This is a genomic window from Kribbella sp. CA-247076 (genome assembly GCF_050942445.1).
GTDB lineage: Bacteria > Actinomycetota > Actinomycetes > Propionibacteriales > Kribbellaceae > Kribbella.
Genome location: NZ_CP192051.1, coordinates 4595867 through 4617809 on the forward strand (window position 1 = coordinate 4595867; position 21943 = coordinate 4617809).

Genomic DNA, 21943 nt, shown 5'->3' on the forward strand with positions numbered 1-21943 from the left:
CGGCAACACACCACAGCTGAAAGGGAAGTTCTGTGACCGTCGACGAGCTGCACCGCGCCCGCCAGGAGTACGACGCCCTAGTCGCGCGGGGGCTCGAGCTCGACCTGACGCGGGGCAAGCCGTCGCCGCGACAGCTCGATCTCGCCAACGCGATGCTCGAGCAGCCGGTGGGCGCGGTGTCCGCGGCCGGTGTCGACCTGCGGAACTACGGTGGGCTCGAGGGACTGCCCGAGCTGCGGGCGATCTTCGCCGACGCGTTGCAGGTGCCCGTCGACCAGCTGCTCGCCGCCGGCAACTCCAGCCTCGAGCTGATGCACGACGCGGTGGTGTTCGCGCTGCTCGGCGTCGTACCCGGTGCGGAGCGGCGGTGGGCCGACGTCGAGGGGCTGACGTTCCTGTGCCCGGTGCCCGGGTACGACCGGCACTTCGGGATCTGTGAGCGGTTCGGCATCCGGATGATCCCGGTGCCGATGACGCCCGAGGGTCCGGATCTGGACGTGGTCGAGCGGCTGGTCGCCGGGGACCCCGCGATCAAGGGCATGTGGTGCGTGCCGAAGTACAGCAACCCGGACGGCACGGTGTACTCCGACGAGACCGTGCGCCGGCTGGCCGCGATGGAGACGGCCGCGCCGGACTTCCGGATCTTCTGGGACAACGCGTACGCCGTCCATCACCTGACCGACACCGAGACCGGGATCGCCGGCCTGCTCGCGCTGGCCGCCGGGCACGGTCATCCGGACCGGGTGTTCGTGTTCGGGTCGAGCTCGAAGATCACCTTCGCCGGGGCCGGCGTCGCGTTCTTCGGGTCGTCGCCGGCCAACCTCGAGTGGTGGCTGAGCCACACCGTGAAGCGCAGCATCGGGCCGGACAAGCTCAACCAATTGCGGCACGTGCAGTTCCTCCGCGACGCCGACGGCCTGCGGACCCACATGCGGAACCTGGCCGACCTGATCCGGCCCAAGTTCGAGGCGGTCGACAAGATCCTCAGCGCCGAGCTCGGCGGCACCGGGCTCGCGTCCTGGACCAGCCCGGCCGGCGGCTACTTCATCACCCTGCAGGTGCCGCCGGGCTGTGCCCGCGCGGTCGTCGCCAAGGCGAAGGAGGCCGGGATCGCGCTCACCCCGGCCGGCGCCAGCCACCCGTACGGCGACGACCCCGACGACCGGGTCATCCGGATCGCGCCGACGTTCCCGGAGCTCCCCGAGGTCGAGGCCGCGATCTCCGCCGTCGCGACCTGTGTCCGCCTGGTCGCCGCCGAGAAGGCGGTCGCCGGCTGACGTCAGTCGGTGCCGGTGACGTCGAGGATGAAGCGCTGGGCGGAGCTCAGCCGCTTGTAGGTCTCGACCCGGAGGTAGGCCTGCTGGTCCAGCTGCTGCGGCAGGTGGCGCAGGGCGAAGTACGAGTGCATCGCCCGGCGCGGCTTGTCGGTGCGGTTGAGCGTGCCGCCGTGCCACAGGTGGCTGTTGAACACCACGACCGTGCCGGCCTTGCCGGTCAGCTGGATCTGCTCCGGGTGTTCGTCGCCCGGATTGGTCATCTCGTCGCCGGGCATCGTCCCGCGCCGGTGTGACCCCGGGACGACCCGCGTCGCGCCGTTCTCGGGAGTGAAGTCGTCCAGTAGCCAGATTGAGTTGCACACCTCGTACGCGCCGGGCTCGACCGGATGACCGAAGTCGGCGTGCAGGCCCTGGTGCCCCTGACCGGGAAGCGCCGCGCGACTGTTCAGCGACGACAGCTTGAACTCGCCGAGCACGTGCCGCATGGCCGCCAGCACCCGCGGGTGACTGAAGCACACCTCGAACATCGGGTCCTTGTTGACGAGGTCGGCGAGCCGGTCGGTGCCCTTCTCCTGGTGGACCTCGAGGCCGGCCCGGTCGCCCTCGGCCGCGGTCAGCTCCGCCATCCGCTTGTTCAGGGCGGCGACCTCCTCCGCGGTCAGGATCCCTTCCAGCGCAAGGAATCCGTCCCGGTCGAGCTGGTCCTTCTCGGCCTGGTTGAGGAGGTCGTCGGTCACGCCGAGGTCGCGCAGTGCGGTCGTCATATCCATCAAGAGCAGTCCTTTACAGGTGCACGAATCGATGCCAGCATCGACCGGACCGGCAACGGAGACAATGCAGAAGGCGACGGCGGTTATGCACGAATCGCTTCGACTGCTCGGCGCCGGGGTGCACACCGCCGGGCCGGGCAAGGACTATCCCTCGCACGCGCACAGCAGCTGGGAGCTGGTGTACTACGTGCGCGGACGCATCACCTGCCCTGTCGGCGACGAGACGTACGCCGCCACGCCGGGGACCGTACTGCTCACGCCACCGCGGACGTGGCACGCCGAGCTCAGCCGCACCGGGTACGTCAACCGCTTCCTCCAGGTCGACGCGGCTGTCGACCGGCCCTGGCCCCGGGTCTGTTTCGACGACGGCGACCGCAGCCTCGGCCGGGTCTTCGACGCGCTCGTCCGGGAGAGCACGCAGCCCGGCGACGACAGCGACCGCCTGTGCACCTTGTTGCTCGGCGAGCTCGACCTGCTGCTGCGACGTGCCGCCGCGGCGGAGCCGGCGACCGTGCCGGAGCAACTGGTCGCGCAGGCCGAGCGGATCTTCGAGGAACGCTTCGCCGCCCGCATCCGGATCGCCGAGGTCGCCGGCGAGCTCGGCGTCTCGCCGTCCGCGCTCCGGACGTATTTCGCCCGCCTGCGCGGCACGAGCCCCCGCGCGGCGCTGCAGCACGTCCGGCTGCGGCACGCGCTCGGTCACATCCGCAACTCCACGCTGACGCTGCAGTCGGTCGCGGAGCTGACCGGCTACGACTCGGTCAGCCACCTCAGCCGGCACGTCAAGGCCGCGACCGGTTCGGCGCCGGGTGCGTTGCGCGCCGTGGACTACTGAGCCGGGATCTCGAAGATCAGGCAGGTCGAGGTGGCGTGCGCCAGCAGGGTGCCCCGCTCGTCGAACAGGCGCGCTTCGGCCGCCGCCGTACGACGGCCGCGGTTGATGATCCCGCCCTCGCACCGGAGCAGCCCGGACGCGACCGTGACCGGCTTGATGAACCGCGTCATCAGGTCGAGCGAGGTGTAACCGACGCCGGCCGGAAGGGTCGAGTGCACGGTGCAGCCGGCCGCGGTGTCGAGCAGCGTCGCGATGATCCCGCCGTGCACCGTGCCGAGCGGGTTGTAGTGGAACTCCGCGACCGGCATCAGGACCGTGACCTTGCCCTCCTCGACCTCGATCCCGGTCCCACCGACCAGTTGCAGGATCGGCGGCACGGGCAGCTTCCCGTCCCGCATCGCCTGCAACATCTCGAGCCCGGACACCGCACCGAGCGAGGCCGCCGTGACCGCCGGGTCGGACCAGGAGAAGGTACGGGTGCGGGTCGCCTGCTCGGTATCGGTCATGGACCGAGCCTCACATCACGCCGCTGGGTCTGTCAACGAGACCTAGCCCTCACTACGATGGCCGGATGAGTACGACGTACGACGCCCTGGAGTGGTCGGTGGACAACTGCCCGATCGGGCGGGCGATGGAGATCCTCGGTGAGCGCTGGACCGTGGTCGTCTTGCGCGAGGTGTTCAACGGCATCCGCCGGTTCGACGACCTGCGGATCCGGACCGCGATCCCCCGGCAGGTGCTGTCCAACCGGCTCGGCACGCTGGTCGACCACGGCATCCTCCGCCGGGTGCCGTACCGCGAACCCGGCGCCCGGCAGCGCGACGAGTACCGGCTGACCGATAAGGGCTTCGACCTCTACCCGCTGCTGATCGCGATCCGCGACTGGGGTGACAAGTACCTGGTCGGTGAGGAGGGCTCGCCGCTGACCATCAGCCACCGCGACTGCGGCGCGACCGTCCACACCGAGCTCCGCTGCGAGGCCGGCCACCCCGTCACGTCACCGCGCGACGCCGTACCCCGTCCTGGTCCGGGAGCGCGGCGTCGTTCACCGGCCGGTTAGCCCGCAGGCCCTCGTTCCACAGCTCCTGGGTCTGCAGGATCCAGAAGATCGCGAACAGCGAGATCAGCACGCCCTCGATCCACAGCACCGCGTGCTCCCAGCCGAACAACGCCTTCCACGCCACCATCAGCAGCGGTACGACGGTCATCGCGACCGCGAGCACGAAGTACCGGTTGCTCGCGCCGGCCGGCCGCTGCTTGCGGCGGAACTGCTGCGCGTTCAGCAGCACGACCGCGACGATGCAGACGAACATCACCACGGCCGCCGCGTAGTGGGCGTTGCCGGTGAACCCGTCGCGGTCGGCGAAGAACCAGGCCACGCCGCCGCCGAAGAGCGCCAGCGCGACCGCGAACCCGAGCAGGTACATCGGGTTGCGGTCCGCCCGCGACCACCGGGCCCGCAGCACGAACACCGCCGTGACGACCAGGCACGGTACGCCGACCACGAACAGCGCGAGCAGGTTGTTGGCGATGTTCGCCGCCGTGTCCCCGACCGTCACCGGCACCGACCGGCACGCCCCCTGCCCCGGCGTCGGCACGAGCGCGACCACGGGCGCGAGGATCCCGGCCACGTTGAGCAGGATGTCCTCCCGCTCGCTGTTGCCCTTGAGCACCACCATGCACACGCCGATGGCGATCAGCGCACCGACGAAGATCGCCTGCACCGGGGTGTAGTAGTACGCGCTGATCGACGTCTGCAGACAGCGCGGGTTCGTCTTCGACCACTCGATCACCAGCGCCGCGCCGAGCAGCACGACCATGGCGACCATGGCCATCCGCAGATAGCGGTACGTCTTGACGGAGTAACCAGCCGGCTCAGCCATCGCGGTCCCCTCGGGCGAGCTCCCCCTACACCTCGCAGTATGCGCGCGCGTGGGCCGCACGGCAGCACCGTGCGGCCCACGTGTCCCGGGTCAGCCGGCCTGCGCCGTGGTGTAGACGTTCTGGGCGTCGGTGCCGAAGTACGGGCCGAACATCCAGGTCGGGATGAAGTTGATCTTGTAGCTGTTCACGGAGTTGACGATGCCGGCTCCGGTGGACTCGCTGAACTGCAGGAACCAGCCGCCGCCGCTCGAGCCGCCGGTCATGTTGCAGGTCATCCCGATCCCGTTCGAGATCAGCGCGTTGAACGTCCGGCCGCTGCAGTAGATCAGCTTCGAGCCGTCGTACGGCGCGGCCGCCGGGTAGCCGAAGGCGTACATGTTCTGGCCGCGGGCCTGGTTGAACGCGATCCCCTGGCCGCCGACCACGTCGGTCAGGTTCTGGCCGTTGAGCGGGTTCACCGCCGCGGCGCCGACGTCGTAGTTGATGTCCTCGCTGGCGACCCACTGCGGCGTCGCGTAGGTCTTCTTCGCGGTCCAGGTCCCGTACGGCGTGCTGCCGTTGTCGTACGCCGGGACGAAGACCCAGTTGGTGTGGAACGCGCCGTCGAGCTTCACGCAGTGCCCGGCGGTGATGACCGTGCTCTCGTTCGTCGAGGTCACCGCCGTACCGCTGCACGACGCCGTCCGGCCCTGGTAGGTGAAGAACACCCGGCCTTCGGTGCTGACGATCTTCCCGCCACCGGTCCACTGACTGCCGCCGTTCGGGAACGCGGTCGGCGCGACCGTGGCCGGCTTGCCGGCGGGCGCGACCGGACCGGCCACCCGCTGCTTCGGTGTCAGCAGCCGGTCGATCGGTACGGCGGACCGCATGCGTTCGGGCGTCCAGAACCCGGCCACCTCGGCCTGCTCGGCCTTGGTCGACGCCTGCTCGGACACGGTCGGCAGGGTTGCGGGACCTGGTCCCGCGGTCGCCGTACCGGTCATCGGTACGACGAGTCCGACAGCGCAGGTGGTGACCACCAGGGCGGTGCGCAATCGCTTCATCTGCAGCCACTCTTTCCCGGCCGGGTGGGCGCACCGGCCGTCCTCACGGAAATGATCTGGCCGGACCGGTGTCCCACAGTGACCGGTCCGTTACTTCAGGTGCGTCACGATAGGCGCAAACGAGGCGCGGCAACAGCCTTCAGAGGCGGATCGACTTCTTGTTCATGAACTCCTCGATGCCGGCCGGCCCGAGCTCGCGGCCGATGCCGGAGCGTTTGATGCCGCCGAACGGCAAGTCGGCCTGGGATCCGCCGGCCCGGTTGAGGTACACCATCCCGGCTTCGATCCGCTCGGCCACGCGGCGCAGGCGCTCCGGATCGGTCCCCCACACACTGGCGCCGAGGCCGAACGGGGTGTCGTTGGCCAGCCGGACCGCGTCGTCCTCGGTCTCGGCCCGGAACACGATCACCACCGGCCCGAAGATCTCCTCGTAGTACGCGTCCATGCCGGGCGCGACGTCGGTCAGCACGGTCGCCTCCAGGTACGCGCCGGGCCCGATCCGCCGGCCGCCGGTCCGCAGGGTCGCGCCCTGCTCGACCGCCTTCGCCACCTGGCCGGCGACCTCGTCGGCCGCGGCGACCGATGCCAGCGGCGGGAGTTTCGTCTCCGGGTCCGCCGGATCGCCGGGGACGTAGTACTCCGCGACCCGCTTGGTCAGCCGGTCGACGTACTCGTCGTAGATGCCGGCGAGCACGATCATCCGCTTCGGCGCGTTGCACGACTGGCCGCAGTTCCGCATCCGCGCGGTCGCGGTGGCGTTGACGGTCTCGTCCATGTCGTCGGTGTCGAGGATGATCAGCGGGTCCGACCCGCCGAGCTCGAGCACGGTCTTCTTCAGGTGCCGGCCGGCCTCGGCCGCGACCGACACGCCGGCCTGCTCGCTGCCGGTCAGCGACACGCCCTGGATCCGCGGGTCGGCCAGGATCGCCGGGATCTGCCGGCTGGACGCGAACGTGTTCACGTACACGTCGTCCGGTACACCGGCGTCGCGCAGGATCTCCTCGATTGCGCGGGCCGAGCGCGGGCAGATCGACGCGTGCTTGAGCAGGATGGTGTTGCCGAGCACCAGGTTCGGCGCGACGAACCGGGCCACCTGGTAGCACGGGAAGTTCCACGGCATGATCCCGAGCAGCGCGCCGATCGGGCTCTTGGTGATGACGGCCTGGCCGCCCTTGATGTCCAGCGGTTCGTCGGCCAGCAGGGCCGGCCCCTGCTCGGCGTAGTACCGGAAGATGTCGACCACGATGCCGATCTCGCCGCGGCCCTCGTTGACCCGCTTGCCCATCTCCAGCGTCATGATCGCGGCGAGCTCGTCGGTGCGTTGCTCGAACAGGTCGGCCGCCCGCGCCACGATCGCGGCCCGGTCGGCCACCGACCGGCTCCGCCAGGCCGGGAAGCCGGCGTGCACCCGGCCGATCGCCGCCTGCACCTCCTCGTTCGTCGAGTTGGCCACCTCCTCGACCAGCTCCCCGTTCGCAGGGTTCGTCACCACGTACATGAGTCCTCCATCCAGAGCCGACACAAGCGCCCAGGCTAACCACTTCTCTCCATACTGTATACAGTGGCAGTGGTGTACAGCTCGACAGGTAGTACGCCGCGAGACGCCGTACGCACCGAGGACCTTCACGCTCAGGTGCACTGCTCGGCCCCGGACACCTCCTGTCGAACTGTCGGAGATGCATCCCCGGACCGGGCGCACAGTGCTGATGACCTGCAGCCGGACGGTCCGCCCGGCGGGCGCGGCGCAGCTCTACCGACAGCAGAAGACTTGCGGTGATCGGTTGTGGAGGCTGCGGTTCCCGGGAGATGCTGGTGAGCCCGTTGTCCCGTCCTTACTGATCGGATGCCCGCCCGTGTCTGAGCAACGGAAGTTTCGTGTTGTCCTGAAGGTTGTCGCGGTTCTGGCCGCGGTGTCGGTTCCGTCGATGGCGCTGGCGTCGCCGAGTGCGACCGCTCCCCCGGATCCGGAGAACGCGTGGCAGTACCCGCACTGGCCGCAGCAGCAGCCGTGGCAGCAGTCCGGGCCGCAGGAGCGGATCGCGGCCACCACCGCGCAGGGTCTCCCCGGGCCGATCGACCCGCAGAACTGGGAGAACCCCGACCACATGACCTGGAGCGACTACCGCAAGCCGCCCGGGACGAACTGGGCCGATCCGGATGTGAAGGGGTCGACCAGGACGTTCAAGGGTGCGCTCGTGCTGCTCGACTACCCGAACCAGGACTTCGTCGTCACCCAGCCCAAGGGGTCCACGGTGTTCGGCAACCCGAGCGCCGAGGCGAACGGCGTACCGCGTGACCAGGTCGCGGAGTTCTACAAGAACTTCCTCAACACCCCCGGCGAGCTGAACCGGGGCCACACCATCCACGAGTACTGGATGGAGGACTCCGGCGGCCGGTACGGCGTCGACCTGACCGCGTTCGGCCCGTACCGGATGCCCGGCAAGTCGCACGAGTACGCGATGGAGTTCCAGGGCGGCGGCGCCTGCCCGGCCGGCGATACCTGCAACAAGAACATCCGCACCGACGGCCGCGCCGCGTGGGTCGCCGACCAGGGGCCGGAGGTGCCCGCCGGCTTCGACTTCGTCTTCTTCCTCAGCGCCGGGCAGGACGAGTCGTCCACCTGGCAGGAGTTCGGGATGATGAAGTTCCCGACCAAGGAGGACGTCACCGACGAGTTCGGCCCGCCGGATCCGGCGCTGCCGAACTGGTCTGACACCCGGTACGTCGACTGGACGTCCTGGGCCGCGGGCGCGTCGATCTGGCCGAACGCCGGCGGCGGCTCGTCGACGCAGGCCGAGAGCTCCGGGATGGGCGTCTACGCCCACGAGCTCAGCCACATCCTCGGCATCGGCGACAACTACAACAACCCGTACGGCGTCCCGCCCCGGCGCTCGTACACCGGCATTTGGGAGATGCTCAGCCGCGGCAGCTTCAACGGACCGGGCGGACCGCACAGCCGGTGGATGATCCCGGCCACCGGCGGTGCGTCGATGGGCGCGCAACACATGCTGCGGAACAAGATCAAGCTGGAGATGGTCGACGAGCGGAACGTGCTCCGGCTCTCCCGCGACGCGTTGAAGACCTCCGGCGTGGTCGTCGCCGACGTCACCGCGCGCGCCGTACAACCGGGTCCGAAGGGGCTCGCCGGCGTCAACCTTGACCTCGGCACCGCTGGTGACCTCGCGCCCGCGTGCGACGTCGCGACCGACCCGATGTGCGACGGCCGGGGCTACGAGAACTACACGATCGAGGTCGTCGACCGGATGGGCACGGACTCGTTCACCCCGGACTCCGGCGTGCTGCTGGCGAAGACGAAGAACGAGGACCGGGCGCCGTTCGAGTGGGTGATCGACGCCAACCCGCAGGACATCGGCATGACCGACTACGTGCTGCCCGACGGCACCGAGGTCCCGATCACCATCGGCGACTACCGCCAACTGTCGGACGCGCTGTTCCACGCGGGCACGAACTCCGGCAGCGAGTACGAGTACACCGACACCGCCAACCGGCTGCACTTCTATGTCACCAACGTGAAGCGCGACCGCAAGGGCGTGCTGTCGTACACGGTCGCGATCCGGTCGCTCGACGGCGCCGGACCGCAGCAGCGCGGTGTGCGGGTGCTTCCGACGGCCGCGGTGAAGGCGCAGAACGGCGTACTGACCTGCAACTTCCCGCTCGTCAACACCGGCCGGGCCGGGGCCGGAGGCCAGCACCCCGAGGACGTCACGCCGTACCTGAAGGGCGACGTCTACCGGGTCAGCGCCACCATCGCCGGCAAGGGCTGGTCGATGTCGCTGCCCAACGCCCTCGCCACCGCGAACGCCGGCCAGCTCACCAAGGTCCCGGTCCACACCAAGGCGGGGACGTCGACGCTGGCCAAGATCACCCTGACCGCGGTCTCCGAAAGCGATCCCACCAAGAAGTCCACCGCCACCTGCCTGGCGGTCAAGCGCTGAGCCCGACCAGCTCGTCGAGGGTCCAGACGTCGCTGACACCGGGCGCGGAGAGCAGGTACTCCGCGACCCGGTGGGCGCTCCACGCGTGCGCCTCGATCAGGCCCGCGGCGATCCAGCGCAGGTACGGCAGCGTCGGCGCCCTCGGCTCGAGGTCGGCGACGGTGCCGTGCGTGACGGTGAACATCGGTACGCCGTCCCGCTCGCCCACCCGGGCCACGGTCTCGTACCGCCCCGGCCCCATCGCGTGGACGGCGTCGACCTCGGGCAGCAGGGCGGCCAGTTCCCGGGCGTACTCACCACCCGGCTCCCGCCGCATCTCCTGCGCGGCCACATCCCCCAACTGCTCGGTCGTCAGCAGATAGGCCCGCCCAGCCACCCGACCGGGCGCCGCCGGATCGTAGAACGCCGACCCCCCGCCCCACACCCGCGACTCCCCCGCGAACACCAACCCACCCGGCACCTCGACCCCCGCCAACCGAGCCGGACCCCGCGGATCCCGGCACCCCGGATAAACCCGGGCCCCACCCACCGGCCGCCCACCCGCCAGATAACACCGAAACCGCCCCAACGCCAGATTGGACCCGTAGGCGACGTACCAGACCAGGTCCATGCGCTCACAATAGTTCGAAAGCTACGTGTTCCAAACAACAGAGTTCATCTTCCGTGGGTTAATCGTTCAGGCTAGGGTGCGGGCGACGCAGTGCTGGTGTTTCAGACTCCATCCGCCCCCGCCCACAGGAGAGCCGCCATGCCAGACATCAATCGCCGGAGGTTCTTGCAGCTCGCCGGTGCGTCGGCCGCGTTCGGTGCGATGGCCCACAGCATCGAGCAGGCCGCCGCGATCCCGGCCCACCGCCGGTCCGGCACGATCGAGGACGTCGAGCACATCGTCGTCCTGATGCAGGAGAACCGTTCGTTCGACCACTACTTCGGCACGCTCAAGGGCGTGCGCGGCTTCGGCGACCCGCGGCCGGTGACGCTGCCGAGCGGCAGGCCGGTCTGGCACCAGGCGAACGGCAGCGGGAAGGAGACCCTGCCGTTCCACCCGGAGGCCGACGACCTCGGGCTGCAGTTCCTCCAGGGCCTGCCGCACAGCTGGCCGGACGGGCACCAAGCGATCAACCGCGGCAGGTACGACCAGTGGATCGCGGCCAAGTCCGCGGTCACGATGGCGTACCTGACCCGCGAGGACATCCCGTTCCACTTCGCGCTCGCGGACAAGTTCACCGTCTGCGACGCCTACCACTGCTCGTTCATCGGCGCGACCGACCCGAACCGGTACTACCTGTGGACCGGTTACACCGGGAACGACGGCACCGGCGGCGGCCCGGTCCTCGGCAACGACGAGCTCGGCTACGGCTGGACGACGTACCCGGAACGCCTCGAGCAGGCCGGGGTGTCGTGGAGGATATACCAGGACATCGGCGACGGGCTGGACGCGGCCGGGCACTGGGGCTGGATCGACGACGCGTACCGCGGCAACTACGGCGACAACTCGCTGCTGTACTTCAACAAGTACCGCAACGCACAGCCCGGCAATCCCTTGTACGACAAGGCTCGCACCGGCACGAACGCCAAGGCCGGCGAGAGCCTGTTCGCGCGACTGGCCGCCGACGTACGGGCGAACCGACTGCCGCAGATCTCCTGGATCGCCGCGCCGGAGGCGTTCAGCGAGCACTCGAACTGGCCGACCAACTACGGCGCCTGGTACATCTCCCAGGTCCTGGACGCGCTCACCGCGAACCCGGAGGTCTGGAGCCGGACCGCGCTCTTCATCACGTACGACGAGAACGACGGCTTCTTCGACCACGTCGTCCCGCCGTACCCGCCGGCGTCGGCGTCCCAGGGACTGTCGACCGTCGACACCACGCTCGACCACTACCCCGGCAGCAGCCGGTACGTGGCCGGCCCGTACGGACTGGGTCCGCGCGTACCGATGTTCGTGGTGTCGCCGTGGAGCACCGGTGGTTACAGCTGCTCGGAGGTGTTCGACCACACGTCGGTCATCCGGTTCATGGAGAAGCGGTTCGGCGTGCACGAGCCGAACATCTCGCCGTGGCGGCGGGCGATCTGCGGCGACCTGACGTCGGCCTTCGACTTCGGTACGTCGTCCACCCGGCCGGCCGAACTGCCGGACACGTCGGCGTACGAGCCGCCGGACGACGACCGGCACCCGGACTACCGGCCGACGCCGCCCGCGGTCGGCAGCCTCCCGGTCCAGGAACGCGGCCGGCGCCGTACCCGGCCGTTGCCCTACGCACCGGTCGTCGACGGATCCGTTGCCGGCGGCAAGTACACCCTCACCTTCCGGTCCGGCCCGAAGGCGGGCGCGCAGTTCCTGATCACCGCCGCGAACCGCACCGACGGTCCGTGGACCTATACGACCGAGGCCGGCAAGAGCATCGCGGACAGCTGGAACACCGTCTACTCCGGCGGCGTCTACGACCTGACCGTGCACGGGCCGAACGGCTTCCTGCGGACCTTCCAGGGCAAACCCGCGACCGGCCTCGAGATCACCGCCCGGGAGAACGCCCGCAGCGGCGACCTCGACCTCACCTTCCGCACCGACGTCGCCCGCCGCGTCACCATCACCAACGCGTACGGCGGGAACCCCAAGCGACTCGACCTCCGCCCGGGCACGACCCACCGCACCATCACCACCACCAACCGCTGGTACGACGTCCAGATCCGCACCGACGCCGACCCGACGTACCTCCGCCGCTTCGCCGGCCACGTCGAAACCGGCACGCCCGGCCTCAGCGACCCCGCCATCCGCACCGTCTGACTCACACCGAGGACGCGCCGGTAGGCGACGTGCAGGGATGCGCCCAGTTCCAGGCCAAGCACTGCCACCAATCCGGCTGCACGGCCGTGCTGGAGGCTGCCGGCCACCACGAACGCGCCGCTGCCGAAACGCTGTCAGTCGGCTGTCAGGTGGCGGCGACCCTCGGGATCGGTACGGTGGTGGTCGCCTGGGGGTGAGATGACGGGTCTCGACATTCGGCTGCTCGGGCCGTTCGAGATCTTCCGTGACGGCCCACCGGTGACGCTGCCCGGCCGCAAGGTGCGCGCGCTCCTGGCAATACTCGCCCTCAACTGCGGCCGGACCGTCCCGTTCGACGTTCTCGGCCGGGCGGTCTGGTCCGACGATCCGCCGCAGCGACTGCGCGGCAGCCTGCAGACGTACGTCGGCCGCCTGCGCCGCGTCCTCGGCGACGAGACGGTCGTGACGGAGCCGACCGGATACCGCCTCGACGCTTCACCGGACTGCGTCGACGTACTGCGTTTCCGTCGGCTGCTCGACCGGTCGGAGTACGACGCGGCGCTGGCGATCTGGAGGGGTGATCCCTTCGGCGAGCCGTTGTCGGCGTGGTTCGAGGAGCACGAGACACCGGTGCTGCTCGAGCTCTACCTGACCGCCTGCGAACGGCGCATCGACCGCGAAGCACCGACGGGCGAGCACATCAGGCGCCTCCCCGAACTCCACGAACTGACGGCCCGCTTCCCGCTCCGCGAGACCCTCTGGCAACGCCTGCTGACCACGCTCGCCGACGCAGGACGTCAGGCCGAAGCACTCGACCGTTACGAGGCCCTCCGCACCAGGCTCGCCGACGAGCTCGGCGCCGACCCGTCCCCCGAGCTCCAGGCGATCCACCAGTCACTCCTGGAAGTACGGCGACCAGCCGCCCCCACCCGGCGTCCGCTCTCCCGGCCCCTCACCCGGTTCTTCGGACGCGACGACGAGCTCAGGCAACTCGACCGGCTGCTGCGCGACTCACGACTCGTCACGATCGCCGGTCCGCCCGGAGCGGGTAAGACCCGGCTGAGTCGCGAGGTGGCGACTCGGATCGCAGCCCGGTTCCCCGAAGGCGTCGTACTCGTCGAACTGGTGTCCGCGAGTGTGCGGACCGCACTCGACGAAGTACCACCGGACGCTGAGCTGCTGCTCGTCCTGGACAACTGCGAGCACGTGGTGGACGAGGCACGGGCAGCCGCCGAGCGCATCCTGGCGACCTGTCCACAGGTGCGGATCCTGACCACGAGCCGGATTCCGCTGGGAACTCCGGGCGAGCAGGTCTTCCGGTTGCCGGCCCTCGCGCCGGACTCCGCCGGGGACCTGTTCAACGATCGCGCGATGCTCGTCGCCGGCTCGATCCCGGCCGATGCCGAGGTCGTCGACGAGATCTGCCGGAAGCTCGACGGCCTGCCGCTCGCCATCGAGCTCGCGGCCGCGTGGAGCCGAGTGCTGTCGCCGCGGCAGATTCTGCACCGCCTCGCTCCCCTGCTGCACGAGAACGACGCCACGATGCGGACCGCGCTCGACTGGAGCTACCAACTGCTCTCCGAGCCGCAGCAACTCCTGCTCCAGCGGGTCGCGGTGTTCGTCGGCGGCTTCGACCTCGGCGCGGTCGACCAGGTCGCCGACCTCGGCGACGCCCTGCTCGGCGCGTTGACCGGACTCGTCGACCACTCCTTGGTGGTGGCGGACCGGCTGCCCGACGGACGCATCCGCTACCGCGTGCTGGAACCGATCCGGCAGTACGCGCTGACACTGCTCGGCGAGGCGCCTGAGGTCCGGTCGCGGCACGCGGCGCACTACCTCACGGTCGCGCAACGCGGCGACACCAAGCTGCACGAGAGCGACCGGGCCGCCGCGGTGATCGACCTGCAGCGCGACGAGGGCAACTTCCTCGCCGCCCTCGGCTGGGCCCGATCACAGCCCGGCGAGCTCGGTCTGCGGCTGACCACTGCCCTGGCCTACTACTGGGAGAACCGCGGGGACGTCAACGACGGCCGCTCCCGGCTGGAGGAGTTCGTCGACCGGGGCGAACCGGCCCTGCGTGCCGTCGCACTCGCACGGCTCGGACGGTTGGCCTGGCGGCAACGCGACTACGAGGCGTCCCGCCGCGCGTACCAGGAGAGTCTCGAGCTGCACCGCCGGCTCGGCGACGAGCCGGGAACGGCGCGGGCGCTGCGCAATCTCGCACTCACCGAAGCGGCCACCGGGCAGACGGCCGACGCTGTGCACCTTTGCGCCCGGAGTACGGCGATGTTTCGCCGCCTGGGGAACGAGCGCGGCCGCGGTTGGACGCTGTCGGTGCTCGGCCTCGCGCACTGCGAGCACGGCGACTGGGCGGCCGGCGAGTCGTGCTTCCGGGAAGCACTCGAGATCGGTCGTACGACAGGCGGCGCCGCGCTGGTGGTCGCCGGCCGGCTCGGAACGGCGTACACCGCGGCTGTGGCCGGGGACGTGCGGACCCATCGCGAGCAGCTGACCGCGATCGTTGCCGAGCTGCGGAAGGCCTCCGGCCTGATCGAGGATCCCGAGTGGCTGTGGGCCGCGATGAGTCTGGCGGCGAGTGAGGGACGCGTACTGTCCGCGCTACGACTCAGCGGAGCCGCGATCGCGCTGAGCCGACGGGGCGGGCGGATGTCGAACGTGACCACCAGGTACTGCGACGCCGTCGTCGAACGCCTGCGGCAGCAGGTCGGTGGCCGGGTCGCGAACCGGCTGATGGCGGCCGGCCGGCAGCTGACGCAGGACGAGCTGATGGCCGAGGCGCTCGCACCGCCGACACCGACCGACAAGCCGCTGACCGCCCGCGAGCTGGAGGTCGCCGACCTCGCCGGCCAGGGCCTGACCAACGAACAGATCGCGTCCACGCTGGTGGTCTCGCGCCGTACGGTCGAGTCGCATCTGGAGCACATCCGGCAGAAGCTGGACCTGGCCAACCGGTACGAGATCATCGCCTGGGCGCTGGCACGATCCGGGTGATCACGGATGTGACGGTCGCCCGCGACGCCGCAGGCTCGGAAGATGAACGACTACCTCTTCGACACCGGCAGCGAGCTCGGCCACCATCACCTCGACCACCTCGGCAGACTGCTCGACACCCCGACGACCTGGCGCCTGCAGCGACTCGGTCTCGAGCCGGAGACGCGATGTCTGGAACTCGGCGCGGGCAGCGGGTCGATCGCGAACTGGCTGGCCGGGCGCACCCGCGAAGTGGTTGCCGTCGACATCGACACGGCCCAGTTGACCGACGTCGCGCCCGGCGTCCAGGTGATCCGGCACGACCTGCGCGACGGCCTCCCGGTGGACGGGCCGTTCGACCTGATCCACGCCCGGCTACTGCTGCTCCACCTTCCCGAACGAGAACAGATCCTCGACGAGCTGGTCGAGGCGTTGGCGCCAGGTGGCCACCTGGTCCTCGGCGACATCACCGATCGTCCGCTGGAGGCTGTCGCCGTACCGGAACCGGCTGACCGGGACCTGTGGAACAAGATGCTGCACCTGTCCCATCACGTGGTCAGCCCGGCGCGCGGTGTCAGCTGGACCTGGGCCCGCGAGACCGCCGGCCGGATGGTGACCGCCGGTCTCGTCGACGTCGACGTGATGGAGTACTCACAGACCACCGCCGGCGGCACCGACGGCTGCCTGCTGCACCGAAACCTCAACCAGCAGGCCGAACCGCTCCTGCTGGCCGCCGGTGCGACCGAGCCCGAGCTCACCCGCTACCGGGACCTGATGACGAACCCGGCCTTCCGGGCCTGGTTCTACGAATTCCTCGTCACCAGCGGACGGCGCCCTAGATGATCGGGGTCTCCGGGCCGCTGGTGGTGGCGGGGGCTTTCTCGGCTTCGTCCTCCTCGTCGAGTTCGTCGACCCGGATGCGGGTGGTCCAGCGGTCGTCGGGGTCGGGTTGGGGGATGGAGTCGAGCAGGAGCTGGGTGTACGGGTGCGAGGGCTCGTGCATGACCTGGGAGACCGGGCCGCGCTCGACGATCGAGCCCTTGGTGATCACCATGACCTCGCCGCCCAGGTAGTACACGGTGGACAGGTCGTGGGTGATGAACAGCGTGGTCATCCCGTGCTCGCGCTGGAAGTCGAGCAGGATGTCCAGGAAGTGCTTGCGCACCTGGGCGTCCAGCATCGACACCGGCTCGTCCGCGATGATGAACGACGGCCGCAGCATGTGCACCCGGGCCAGCATGATCCGTTGCCGCTGGCCACCGGACAGCTGGTGCGGGTACCGGCCGAGGACGTTCTCCGGGTCCAGCCGGACCGCCCGCAGCGACTCCTCGATCAGTTGCAGGCCCTTCGACCGGCTGGACGTCAGCCCGAACTTCTTCACCGCCTTCCAGAGCACGCGGTCGACCCGGTAGAACGGGTTGAAGATCGCGTACGGGTCCTGGAACACCGGTTGCACGTCGCGCCGGTACTCGTCGTACTCGGACCGGCTCAGCTTGAAGATGTCCTTGCCGCCGTACAGCACCGATCCTTCCGTCGGCTTCTGCAGGCCGAGCACGTTGCGGGCGATGGTGCTCTTCCCGCTGCCGCTCTGGCCGACCAGGCTGACCACCTGCGGCGGCTCGGCCGCGAGCGTGAAGCTCACGTCGTCGACGGCGGTGATGTAGCCGCCGGCGACCCCACGGGCGTGGAACCGTTGCTGCACACCCCGAAGTTCGAGCTCGGACTTCACGACGCCCTCCTTCCGACCCGCGGGATCGACTCGATCAGCTGGCGGGTGTAGGGATCCTGCGGGTTCTTGAACACCTGCCGTACGTCGCCGACCTCGACCATCCGGCCCTCGTACATGACCGCGACGCGGTCGGCGAGCTGGGCGTGCACCCCCATGTCGTGGGAGATCACCATCAGCGTCACGCCGAAGTCGGTGCGCAGGTCGGCCAGCGACTGCAGGATCACCCGCTGGATGGTCACGTCCAGCGCGGTGGTCGGCTCGTCCGCGATCACCAGGTCCGGCTCGAGGGCGACCGCGATCGCCATCAGGACGCGCTGCTTCATCCCGCCGGACAGCTCGTGCGGGTACATCCGCGCCACCCGCGGCTCGAGCCCGACCTGGGCCAGCAACCGCGGGATCAGCTCCCCCAGGGTGTCCTTGCGGGCCGGGGCGTGTTCGAGGATGACGTCCTTGAACTGGTCCCGCACCCGCGCAACCGGGTTGAGCGAGCTCATCGAGCCCTGCGGCAGGTACGAGAGCGCCGACCACCGCAGTACCCGGAGCTCCTCGCCGTTCACCGTGAGCAGGTCGACCGGCGACCGGCCGGCCGGGTGGAACATCGCCGACCCGCCGGTCACGTGCCCCGGCGGTTTCAGCAGCCGGAGCAGCGCGACCGCGAGCGTGCTCTTCCCGCTGCCCGACTCGCCGGCGATGCCGAGGATCTCGCCGCGCCTGACCGCCAGGTCGACGCCGCGAACCGCCTGCACGTCGCCGTGGGTCGAGCGGTAGGTGACCTCGAGTCCCTTGATGTCCAGGACGATCTCACTCACCGGCCACTCCCCTCAGGCGCGGGTTGTAGACCTCTTCCAACCCGATGTTGACCATGTTCAGCGCCGCGAACAGCAACGTCAGCAGCACGATCGGGACCACGAACATCGGCCACGCGCCGAGCGTCAGCGCGCCCGTGGTGATCGCGTTATAGATGATCTGGCCGAGGTCGATCACGCCGCCGGGCCCGAGCCCGATGATCTCCAGCCCGACCAGCCCGAAGATCGCTCCCAGGGCCGACGAGGCGAACCCGACGCCGATGAACGGCAGCAGGTTCGGCAGCAGCTCGGTGGTGATGATCTCCAGGTCCCGGGCCTTGCTGACCCGGGCCAGGTCGACGTACGGCCGCGTTCGCAGGCTCAGCACCTGGGAGCGGATCGTCTTCGCCGCGAACGGCCAGGCGAAGATCGAGATCATCACGCCGACCTGGAACAGGGTGACGTTCTTCGCGTACGCCGACAGCGCGATCAGCAGCGGGAACGTCGGGATCACCAGCAGGATCCCGGTGAACGTCGACAGCACGCCGTCGATCCACCCGCCCTTGTACCCCGCGACGAAGGCGACGATCACGCCGACGACGGTCGAGATGACGCCCGCGATCGCCCCGATCTGCAGCGACACCGAGAGCGCCTTGATCACCATCGCGAACACGTCCCGGCCGAACTGGTCGGTGCCGAGCAGATGGTCCGCGGACGGCACCAGCCACCGCTCGTACGCCGCCACCTCCACCGGGTCCTTGCCACCGCCGATGGCCTTCGCGATCAACGGGCTGCACACCGCGAGGAGCACCATCACCCCGAGGATCACCAGTCCGGTCGCCAGCCGCCGGCTGCCCCGGATCGTCCGCAGTACCGCACGCAGGAGTCTCATCGGCATCACTTCCAGTACTTGACCCGGGGGTCAAGCAGAGGCAGGAGGAGGTCGAGCAGGAGCACCGCGGTCAGCACCGAGAAGATCGCGATGTTGGTCACCCCAAGGATCGTGTTGAAGTCGAGCTGCTGGATCGCGGTGACCAGCGTCGTCCCGAGTCCGGGGTAGTTGAACAGCTGCTCGACCAGGACGTTGCCGTTGAAGATGAAGCCGAGCGAGATGCCGAACGCGGTGACCTGCGGCAGGTAGCAGTTCCGCAGCGCGTACCGGGTCAGGATCCGCGAACCCTTGAGGCCCTTGGCCTCGGCGTACACCAGGTAGTCCTCGCCGAGGATCGGGATCATCAGCATCCGGGTGGACAGGATCCAGCTGAACGTCCCGATCAGCACGATCGACATGCCGGGCAGCAGGCCGTACTTCAGCACGCTGCCGATGAACTCGAGACTGATCCCGGGATCGATCCGGGAGTCGTACGCCGATCTCGGCGGCAGCACGCCCATCGAGTACGCGAAGATGTAGACCAGGATCAGCGCGACGAAGAAGTACGGCACGTGCGACAGCGCGATCGACAGGTTGGTCACGATCGACGAGCCGATCCGGCCGCGGCGCCAGCCGGCGAGCGCGCCGAGCACCACGCCCAGGACCCAGGCCAGCACGGCCGAGATCCCGAGCAGACCGATGGTCCACGGCAACGACCTGAGGATCACGTCCTGGGCCGGCGTCGGGTAGCTGATCAGCGACGGCCCCATGTCGCCGTGCAGGACCAGCTTCTCCATGTACTTGAGGTACTGCGCGAACAGGTTGCCGTCGAGACCGAACTCCTGCTGGTAGCGGGCGATGATCTCGGCGCTGGCCTGCTGGTTGTAGACGTAGTTCTGCTGCAGGCTCTGGATCAGCGTCTGGATCGGGTCGCCCGGCATCAGCCGGAAGAAGAAGAACGCGATCGTCAGCGCGCCCCACAACTCGATCAGGTAGATCCCGAACCGGCGGATCGCGTACGCCGCCAGCGGATGCCGCGACAGCCAGGGCCGCAACCCGCGCGGGGGCGCGGCCTGCTCGGCCTTGTCGACAGGTGCCACCGGCGGCGCCTGCGCCGTCACGCCGGTCCCTTCTGCCCGGTGGCCTCCAGCTTGCCGAGAATGAAGATGAAGTGCTGCCACCAGTTCAGCGGCACCTCGTACAGGTCGTCGTCGGTCGGCCAGCCCTTCCAGAACGTCGTGTTGAAGTACGACGGGTAACCGGTCTGGATCACCGACAGCATCGGCAGCTCCTGGAAGTAGATCTCCAGCGCCTCGTCCAGGATCGGCTTGGCCTCCTCCGACGCCGGGTCCATCGCGGCCAGCTTGCGCGACAGCTCGTCGAAGCGCTTGTTCCGGAACCGCATCTTGTTCTTGCCGGCCGCGTTCTTGCCGACCGGCTGCGCCTTGGTGCTCTCCCAGTCGGAGTACAGCTGCGCCGGGTCCATCGCGAAGCCGGCCCAGTTCGCGTCGATGTCGTACTCGCCGCGCTGGAACTTCTCGTCGTGCACGCTGCCGGCCAGGCTGCGCAGGGTGGCCGGGACCCCGACCTTGGCCAGGTCGGTCTTGACCACGTTCGCGATCGCGTACTCCGGGCCGTCGACCGGGGAGACCGTGATGATCTCGAGGTTGATCTCCTTGCCCTTGTACGTCCGCTTGCCGGCGGCGTTCTTCGGCGCGATCTCGTCCAGCAGCTCGGTGGCCTTCTGCGGGTTGAACTCGAACTTGTACTTCTCCGCCAGCTCGTCGTTCTTCCACTTCTCGTTGGTCGGGTAGTCCGCCCACGGGTACACCGCCGGCGGCACCTCGACCGGCCAGATCGACTTGCCGATCTTCTCCCGGTCCACGCAGTAGTTGATCGCCCAGCGCATCTTCGGCTCGGAGATCACCCCGCGGGCGGGATCGCAGTTCAGCCACAGCACCCGGGGGTTCGGGTCGTGGAACTGGGTGGTGACCATCGCCGGGTAGCCGGTGTTACGCAGCTGCTTGGCGTGCGGCTCGTCGATCGAGCCGACGTCGAACTCGGCCCGCTCGAACGCCAGCGAGGCCTGGTCGAGCTGCTTCGACGTGCTCTGGAAGACGACGTACTGCGGCTTGACGTCGAGCTTGTCCTTGGCCCAGTAGTCCGGGTTCTTCTCCCAGACGAACATCTTCTGGTTCCGAATGGCCTGCTTGAGCTTGTACGGACCGGTCCGCACCGGCGGGTTGTCCTTGAACTTGGTCGGGTCCTGCCCCTTCCACCGGTGCTGCGGCAGGATGTCGAATCCACCGGCGATCGCGGAGATGAAGTTGTAGTGCAGCCGCGGCGACCCCTCGGTCATCGCGATCACCGCGGTCTGCGGATCCGGCACCGCGATGTCCTTGACGAACTCCTTCAGCTCGCCGCCGCCACCGAACAGGTCGGGCCGGTCGCGCAGCAGCATGACGGTGAACTTGAAGTCGTTCGCGGTCAGTGGCTGGCCGTCGCTCCACTTCGCCTTCGGGTCGAACTTCAGCGTGAGCTCGGTGTGGTCGGCGTTGTACTTGTACTCCGTGCACAGCCACGGCTTCAGCTCACCGGTGGCGAAGCTCAGGTAGAACATCGCCTCCCGGCAGATCTCGAAGCCGGCACCCGACTGGTGACCGTTCGGAATCATCGTGTTGAAGCTGTCGAACACCGTGTACTCGACCTGACCGATGATGACGGTCTGATCCCGTGGGGTCGGGATGTTGGCCTTGCCGATCTGCACCGACCTGGTCGCGGCGGGTTTGTTGTCGGCTGGCTTGTCGGAGTAGGAGCCACCACCACCGGAGCAGGCGGCGAGCAGGCCGGTCAGCGCGGCAGCCGCGCCTCCTCCGACCAGGCTCCGCCGGCTCAGCTGGTAGCGGACTACGTCAGCGACGTCTTCGAACTGGGGGCGCGGCGCTTCGTTCATGACGAAAGTCACCTCCGTTTCCGTTGCGCGGACAGGGCGATCACCGACCGAGAGGTGCCACGGACTATAAGTAGGGATGACAACG

Annotated in this window: 18 protein-coding genes; 7 read left to right on the forward strand and 11 right to left on the reverse strand. The window is 69.1% G+C overall.

Annotated elements, in window-relative coordinates; translation table 11 throughout:
• Positions 1 to 32: 32 nt before the first annotated feature.
• Positions 33 to 1277: an aminotransferase class I/II-fold pyridoxal phosphate-dependent enzyme gene (locus tag ACQPYZ_RS21670; protein ID WP_433158886.1), complete on the forward strand. Its 1245-nt coding sequence runs from the start codon at positions 33 to 35 to the stop codon at positions 1275 to 1277.
• A gap of 2 nt (positions 1278 to 1279) precedes the next feature.
• Here ACQPYZ_RS21670 and ACQPYZ_RS21675 read toward each other — a convergent pair whose 3' ends face one another.
• Positions 1280 to 2047: a phytanoyl-CoA dioxygenase family protein gene (locus ACQPYZ_RS21675; protein ID WP_433158888.1), complete on the reverse strand. Its 768-nt coding sequence runs from the start codon at positions 2045 to 2047 to the stop codon at positions 1280 to 1282.
• Between the two features lie 85 nt (positions 2048 to 2132).
• Here ACQPYZ_RS21675 and ACQPYZ_RS21680 point away from each other — a divergent pair, with 85 nt between their 5' ends.
• Positions 2133 to 2882 carry an AraC family transcriptional regulator gene (locus ACQPYZ_RS21680; protein WP_433158891.1) on the forward strand — a complete coding sequence of 250 codons (750 nt, stop codon included), beginning with the start codon at positions 2133 to 2135 and terminating at the stop codon, positions 2880 to 2882.
• Here ACQPYZ_RS21680 and ACQPYZ_RS21685 read toward each other — a convergent pair.
• Positions 2876 to 3388, reverse strand: a complete 513-nt coding sequence (locus ACQPYZ_RS21685; protein WP_433158894.1) for a PaaI family thioesterase — start codon at positions 3386 to 3388, stop codon at positions 2876 to 2878. The two genes, ACQPYZ_RS21680 and ACQPYZ_RS21685, sit on opposite strands and share 7 nt — an antisense overlap.
• A gap of 65 nt (positions 3389 to 3453) precedes the next feature.
• On the opposite strand from ACQPYZ_RS21685, the gene ACQPYZ_RS21690 reads away from it, so the two are divergent.
• Complete coding sequence (locus tag ACQPYZ_RS21690) at positions 3454 to 3942, forward strand: winged helix-turn-helix transcriptional regulator (RefSeq protein WP_433158896.1); 489 nt, start codon at positions 3454 to 3456, stop codon at positions 3940 to 3942.
• Here the strand turns inward: ACQPYZ_RS21690 and ACQPYZ_RS21695 are convergent.
• The 3 genes from ACQPYZ_RS21695 to ACQPYZ_RS21705 all read right to left on the reverse strand — a co-directional run bounded on the left by ACQPYZ_RS21695 (position 3875) and on the right by ACQPYZ_RS21705 (position 7307).
• Entirely contained in the window at positions 3875 to 4765 is an 891-nt protein-coding gene (locus ACQPYZ_RS21695; RefSeq protein ID WP_433158898.1) for a hypothetical protein, read from the reverse strand. The two genes, ACQPYZ_RS21690 and ACQPYZ_RS21695, sit on opposite strands and share 68 nt — an antisense overlap.
• 90 nt (positions 4766 to 4855) lie before the next feature.
• The gene (locus ACQPYZ_RS21700) at positions 4856 to 5809 is read right to left on the reverse strand and encodes a trypsin-like serine peptidase (RefSeq protein ID WP_433158901.1); all 954 of its coding nucleotides are present in this window, start codon (positions 5807 to 5809) and stop codon (positions 4856 to 4858) included.
• A 139-nt stretch (positions 5810 to 5948) separates the two neighbouring features.
• Positions 5949 to 7307: an NAD-dependent succinate-semialdehyde dehydrogenase gene (locus tag ACQPYZ_RS21705; protein ID WP_433158904.1), complete on the reverse strand. Its 1359-nt coding sequence runs from the start codon at positions 7305 to 7307 to the stop codon at positions 5949 to 5951.
• 427 nt (positions 7308 to 7734) lie between these two features.
• Here ACQPYZ_RS21705 and ACQPYZ_RS21710 point away from each other — a divergent pair, with 427 nt between their 5' ends.
• Positions 7735 to 9765 (forward strand): M6 family metalloprotease domain-containing protein, encoded by a 2031-nt coding sequence (locus ACQPYZ_RS21710; RefSeq protein ID WP_433158907.1) that lies wholly within the window; start codon positions 7735 to 7737, stop codon positions 9763 to 9765.
• Here ACQPYZ_RS21710 and ACQPYZ_RS21715 read toward each other — a convergent pair.
• Positions 9755 to 10375 carry a histone deacetylase gene (locus ACQPYZ_RS21715; protein WP_433158910.1) on the reverse strand — a complete coding sequence of 207 codons (621 nt, stop codon included), beginning with the start codon at positions 10373 to 10375 and terminating at the stop codon, positions 9755 to 9757. The two genes, ACQPYZ_RS21710 and ACQPYZ_RS21715, sit on opposite strands and share 11 nt — an antisense overlap.
• 138 nt (positions 10376 to 10513) lie before the next feature.
• On the opposite strand from ACQPYZ_RS21715, the gene ACQPYZ_RS21720 reads away from it, so the two are divergent.
• From ACQPYZ_RS21720 to ACQPYZ_RS21730, 3 genes are all read left to right on the forward strand, one after another.
• Positions 10514 to 12550: a phosphocholine-specific phospholipase C gene (locus ACQPYZ_RS21720; protein WP_433158912.1), complete on the forward strand. Its 2037-nt coding sequence runs from the start codon at positions 10514 to 10516 to the stop codon at positions 12548 to 12550.
• 198 nt (positions 12551 to 12748) lie between these two features.
• A complete protein-coding gene (locus tag ACQPYZ_RS21725; RefSeq protein ID WP_433158915.1) occupies positions 12749 to 15541 on the forward strand; it encodes a BTAD domain-containing putative transcriptional regulator in 2793 nt (930 codons plus the stop codon).
• 42 nt (positions 15542 to 15583) lie between these two features.
• The gene (locus tag ACQPYZ_RS21730; RefSeq protein WP_433158918.1) at positions 15584 to 16363 is read left to right on the forward strand and encodes a class I SAM-dependent methyltransferase; all 780 of its coding nucleotides are present in this window, start codon (positions 15584 to 15586) and stop codon (positions 16361 to 16363) included.
• Here ACQPYZ_RS21730 and ACQPYZ_RS21735 read toward each other — a convergent pair.
• Genes ACQPYZ_RS21735 through ACQPYZ_RS21755 form a run of 5 tightly spaced genes read right to left on the reverse strand, consistent with a single transcriptional unit; the run spans position 16356 to position 21858 of the window.
• Complete coding sequence (locus ACQPYZ_RS21735; protein WP_433158920.1) at positions 16356 to 17249, reverse strand: ABC transporter ATP-binding protein; 894 nt, start codon at positions 17247 to 17249, stop codon at positions 16356 to 16358. The two genes, ACQPYZ_RS21730 and ACQPYZ_RS21735, sit on opposite strands and share 8 nt — an antisense overlap.
• Positions 17246 to 18058 carry an ABC transporter ATP-binding protein gene (locus ACQPYZ_RS21740; RefSeq protein WP_433158923.1) on the reverse strand — a complete coding sequence of 271 codons (813 nt, stop codon included), beginning with the start codon at positions 18056 to 18058 and terminating at the stop codon, positions 17246 to 17248. The genes ACQPYZ_RS21735 and ACQPYZ_RS21740 overlap by 4 nt, the downstream gene beginning before the upstream one ends.
• Entirely contained in the window at positions 18051 to 18926 is an 876-nt protein-coding gene (locus tag ACQPYZ_RS21745) for an ABC transporter permease (protein WP_433158926.1), read from the reverse strand. The genes ACQPYZ_RS21740 and ACQPYZ_RS21745 overlap by 8 nt, the downstream gene beginning before the upstream one ends.
• A 5-nt stretch (positions 18927 to 18931) precedes the next feature.
• Entirely contained in the window at positions 18932 to 20005 is a 1074-nt protein-coding gene (locus ACQPYZ_RS21750; RefSeq protein ID WP_433158929.1) for an ABC transporter permease, read from the reverse strand.
• A gap of 17 nt (positions 20006 to 20022) precedes the next feature.
• Positions 20023 to 21858: an ABC transporter substrate-binding protein gene (locus ACQPYZ_RS21755; RefSeq protein ID WP_433158932.1), complete on the reverse strand. Its 1836-nt coding sequence runs from the start codon at positions 21856 to 21858 to the stop codon at positions 20023 to 20025.
• Between the last annotated feature and the right edge of the window lie 85 nt (positions 21859 to 21943).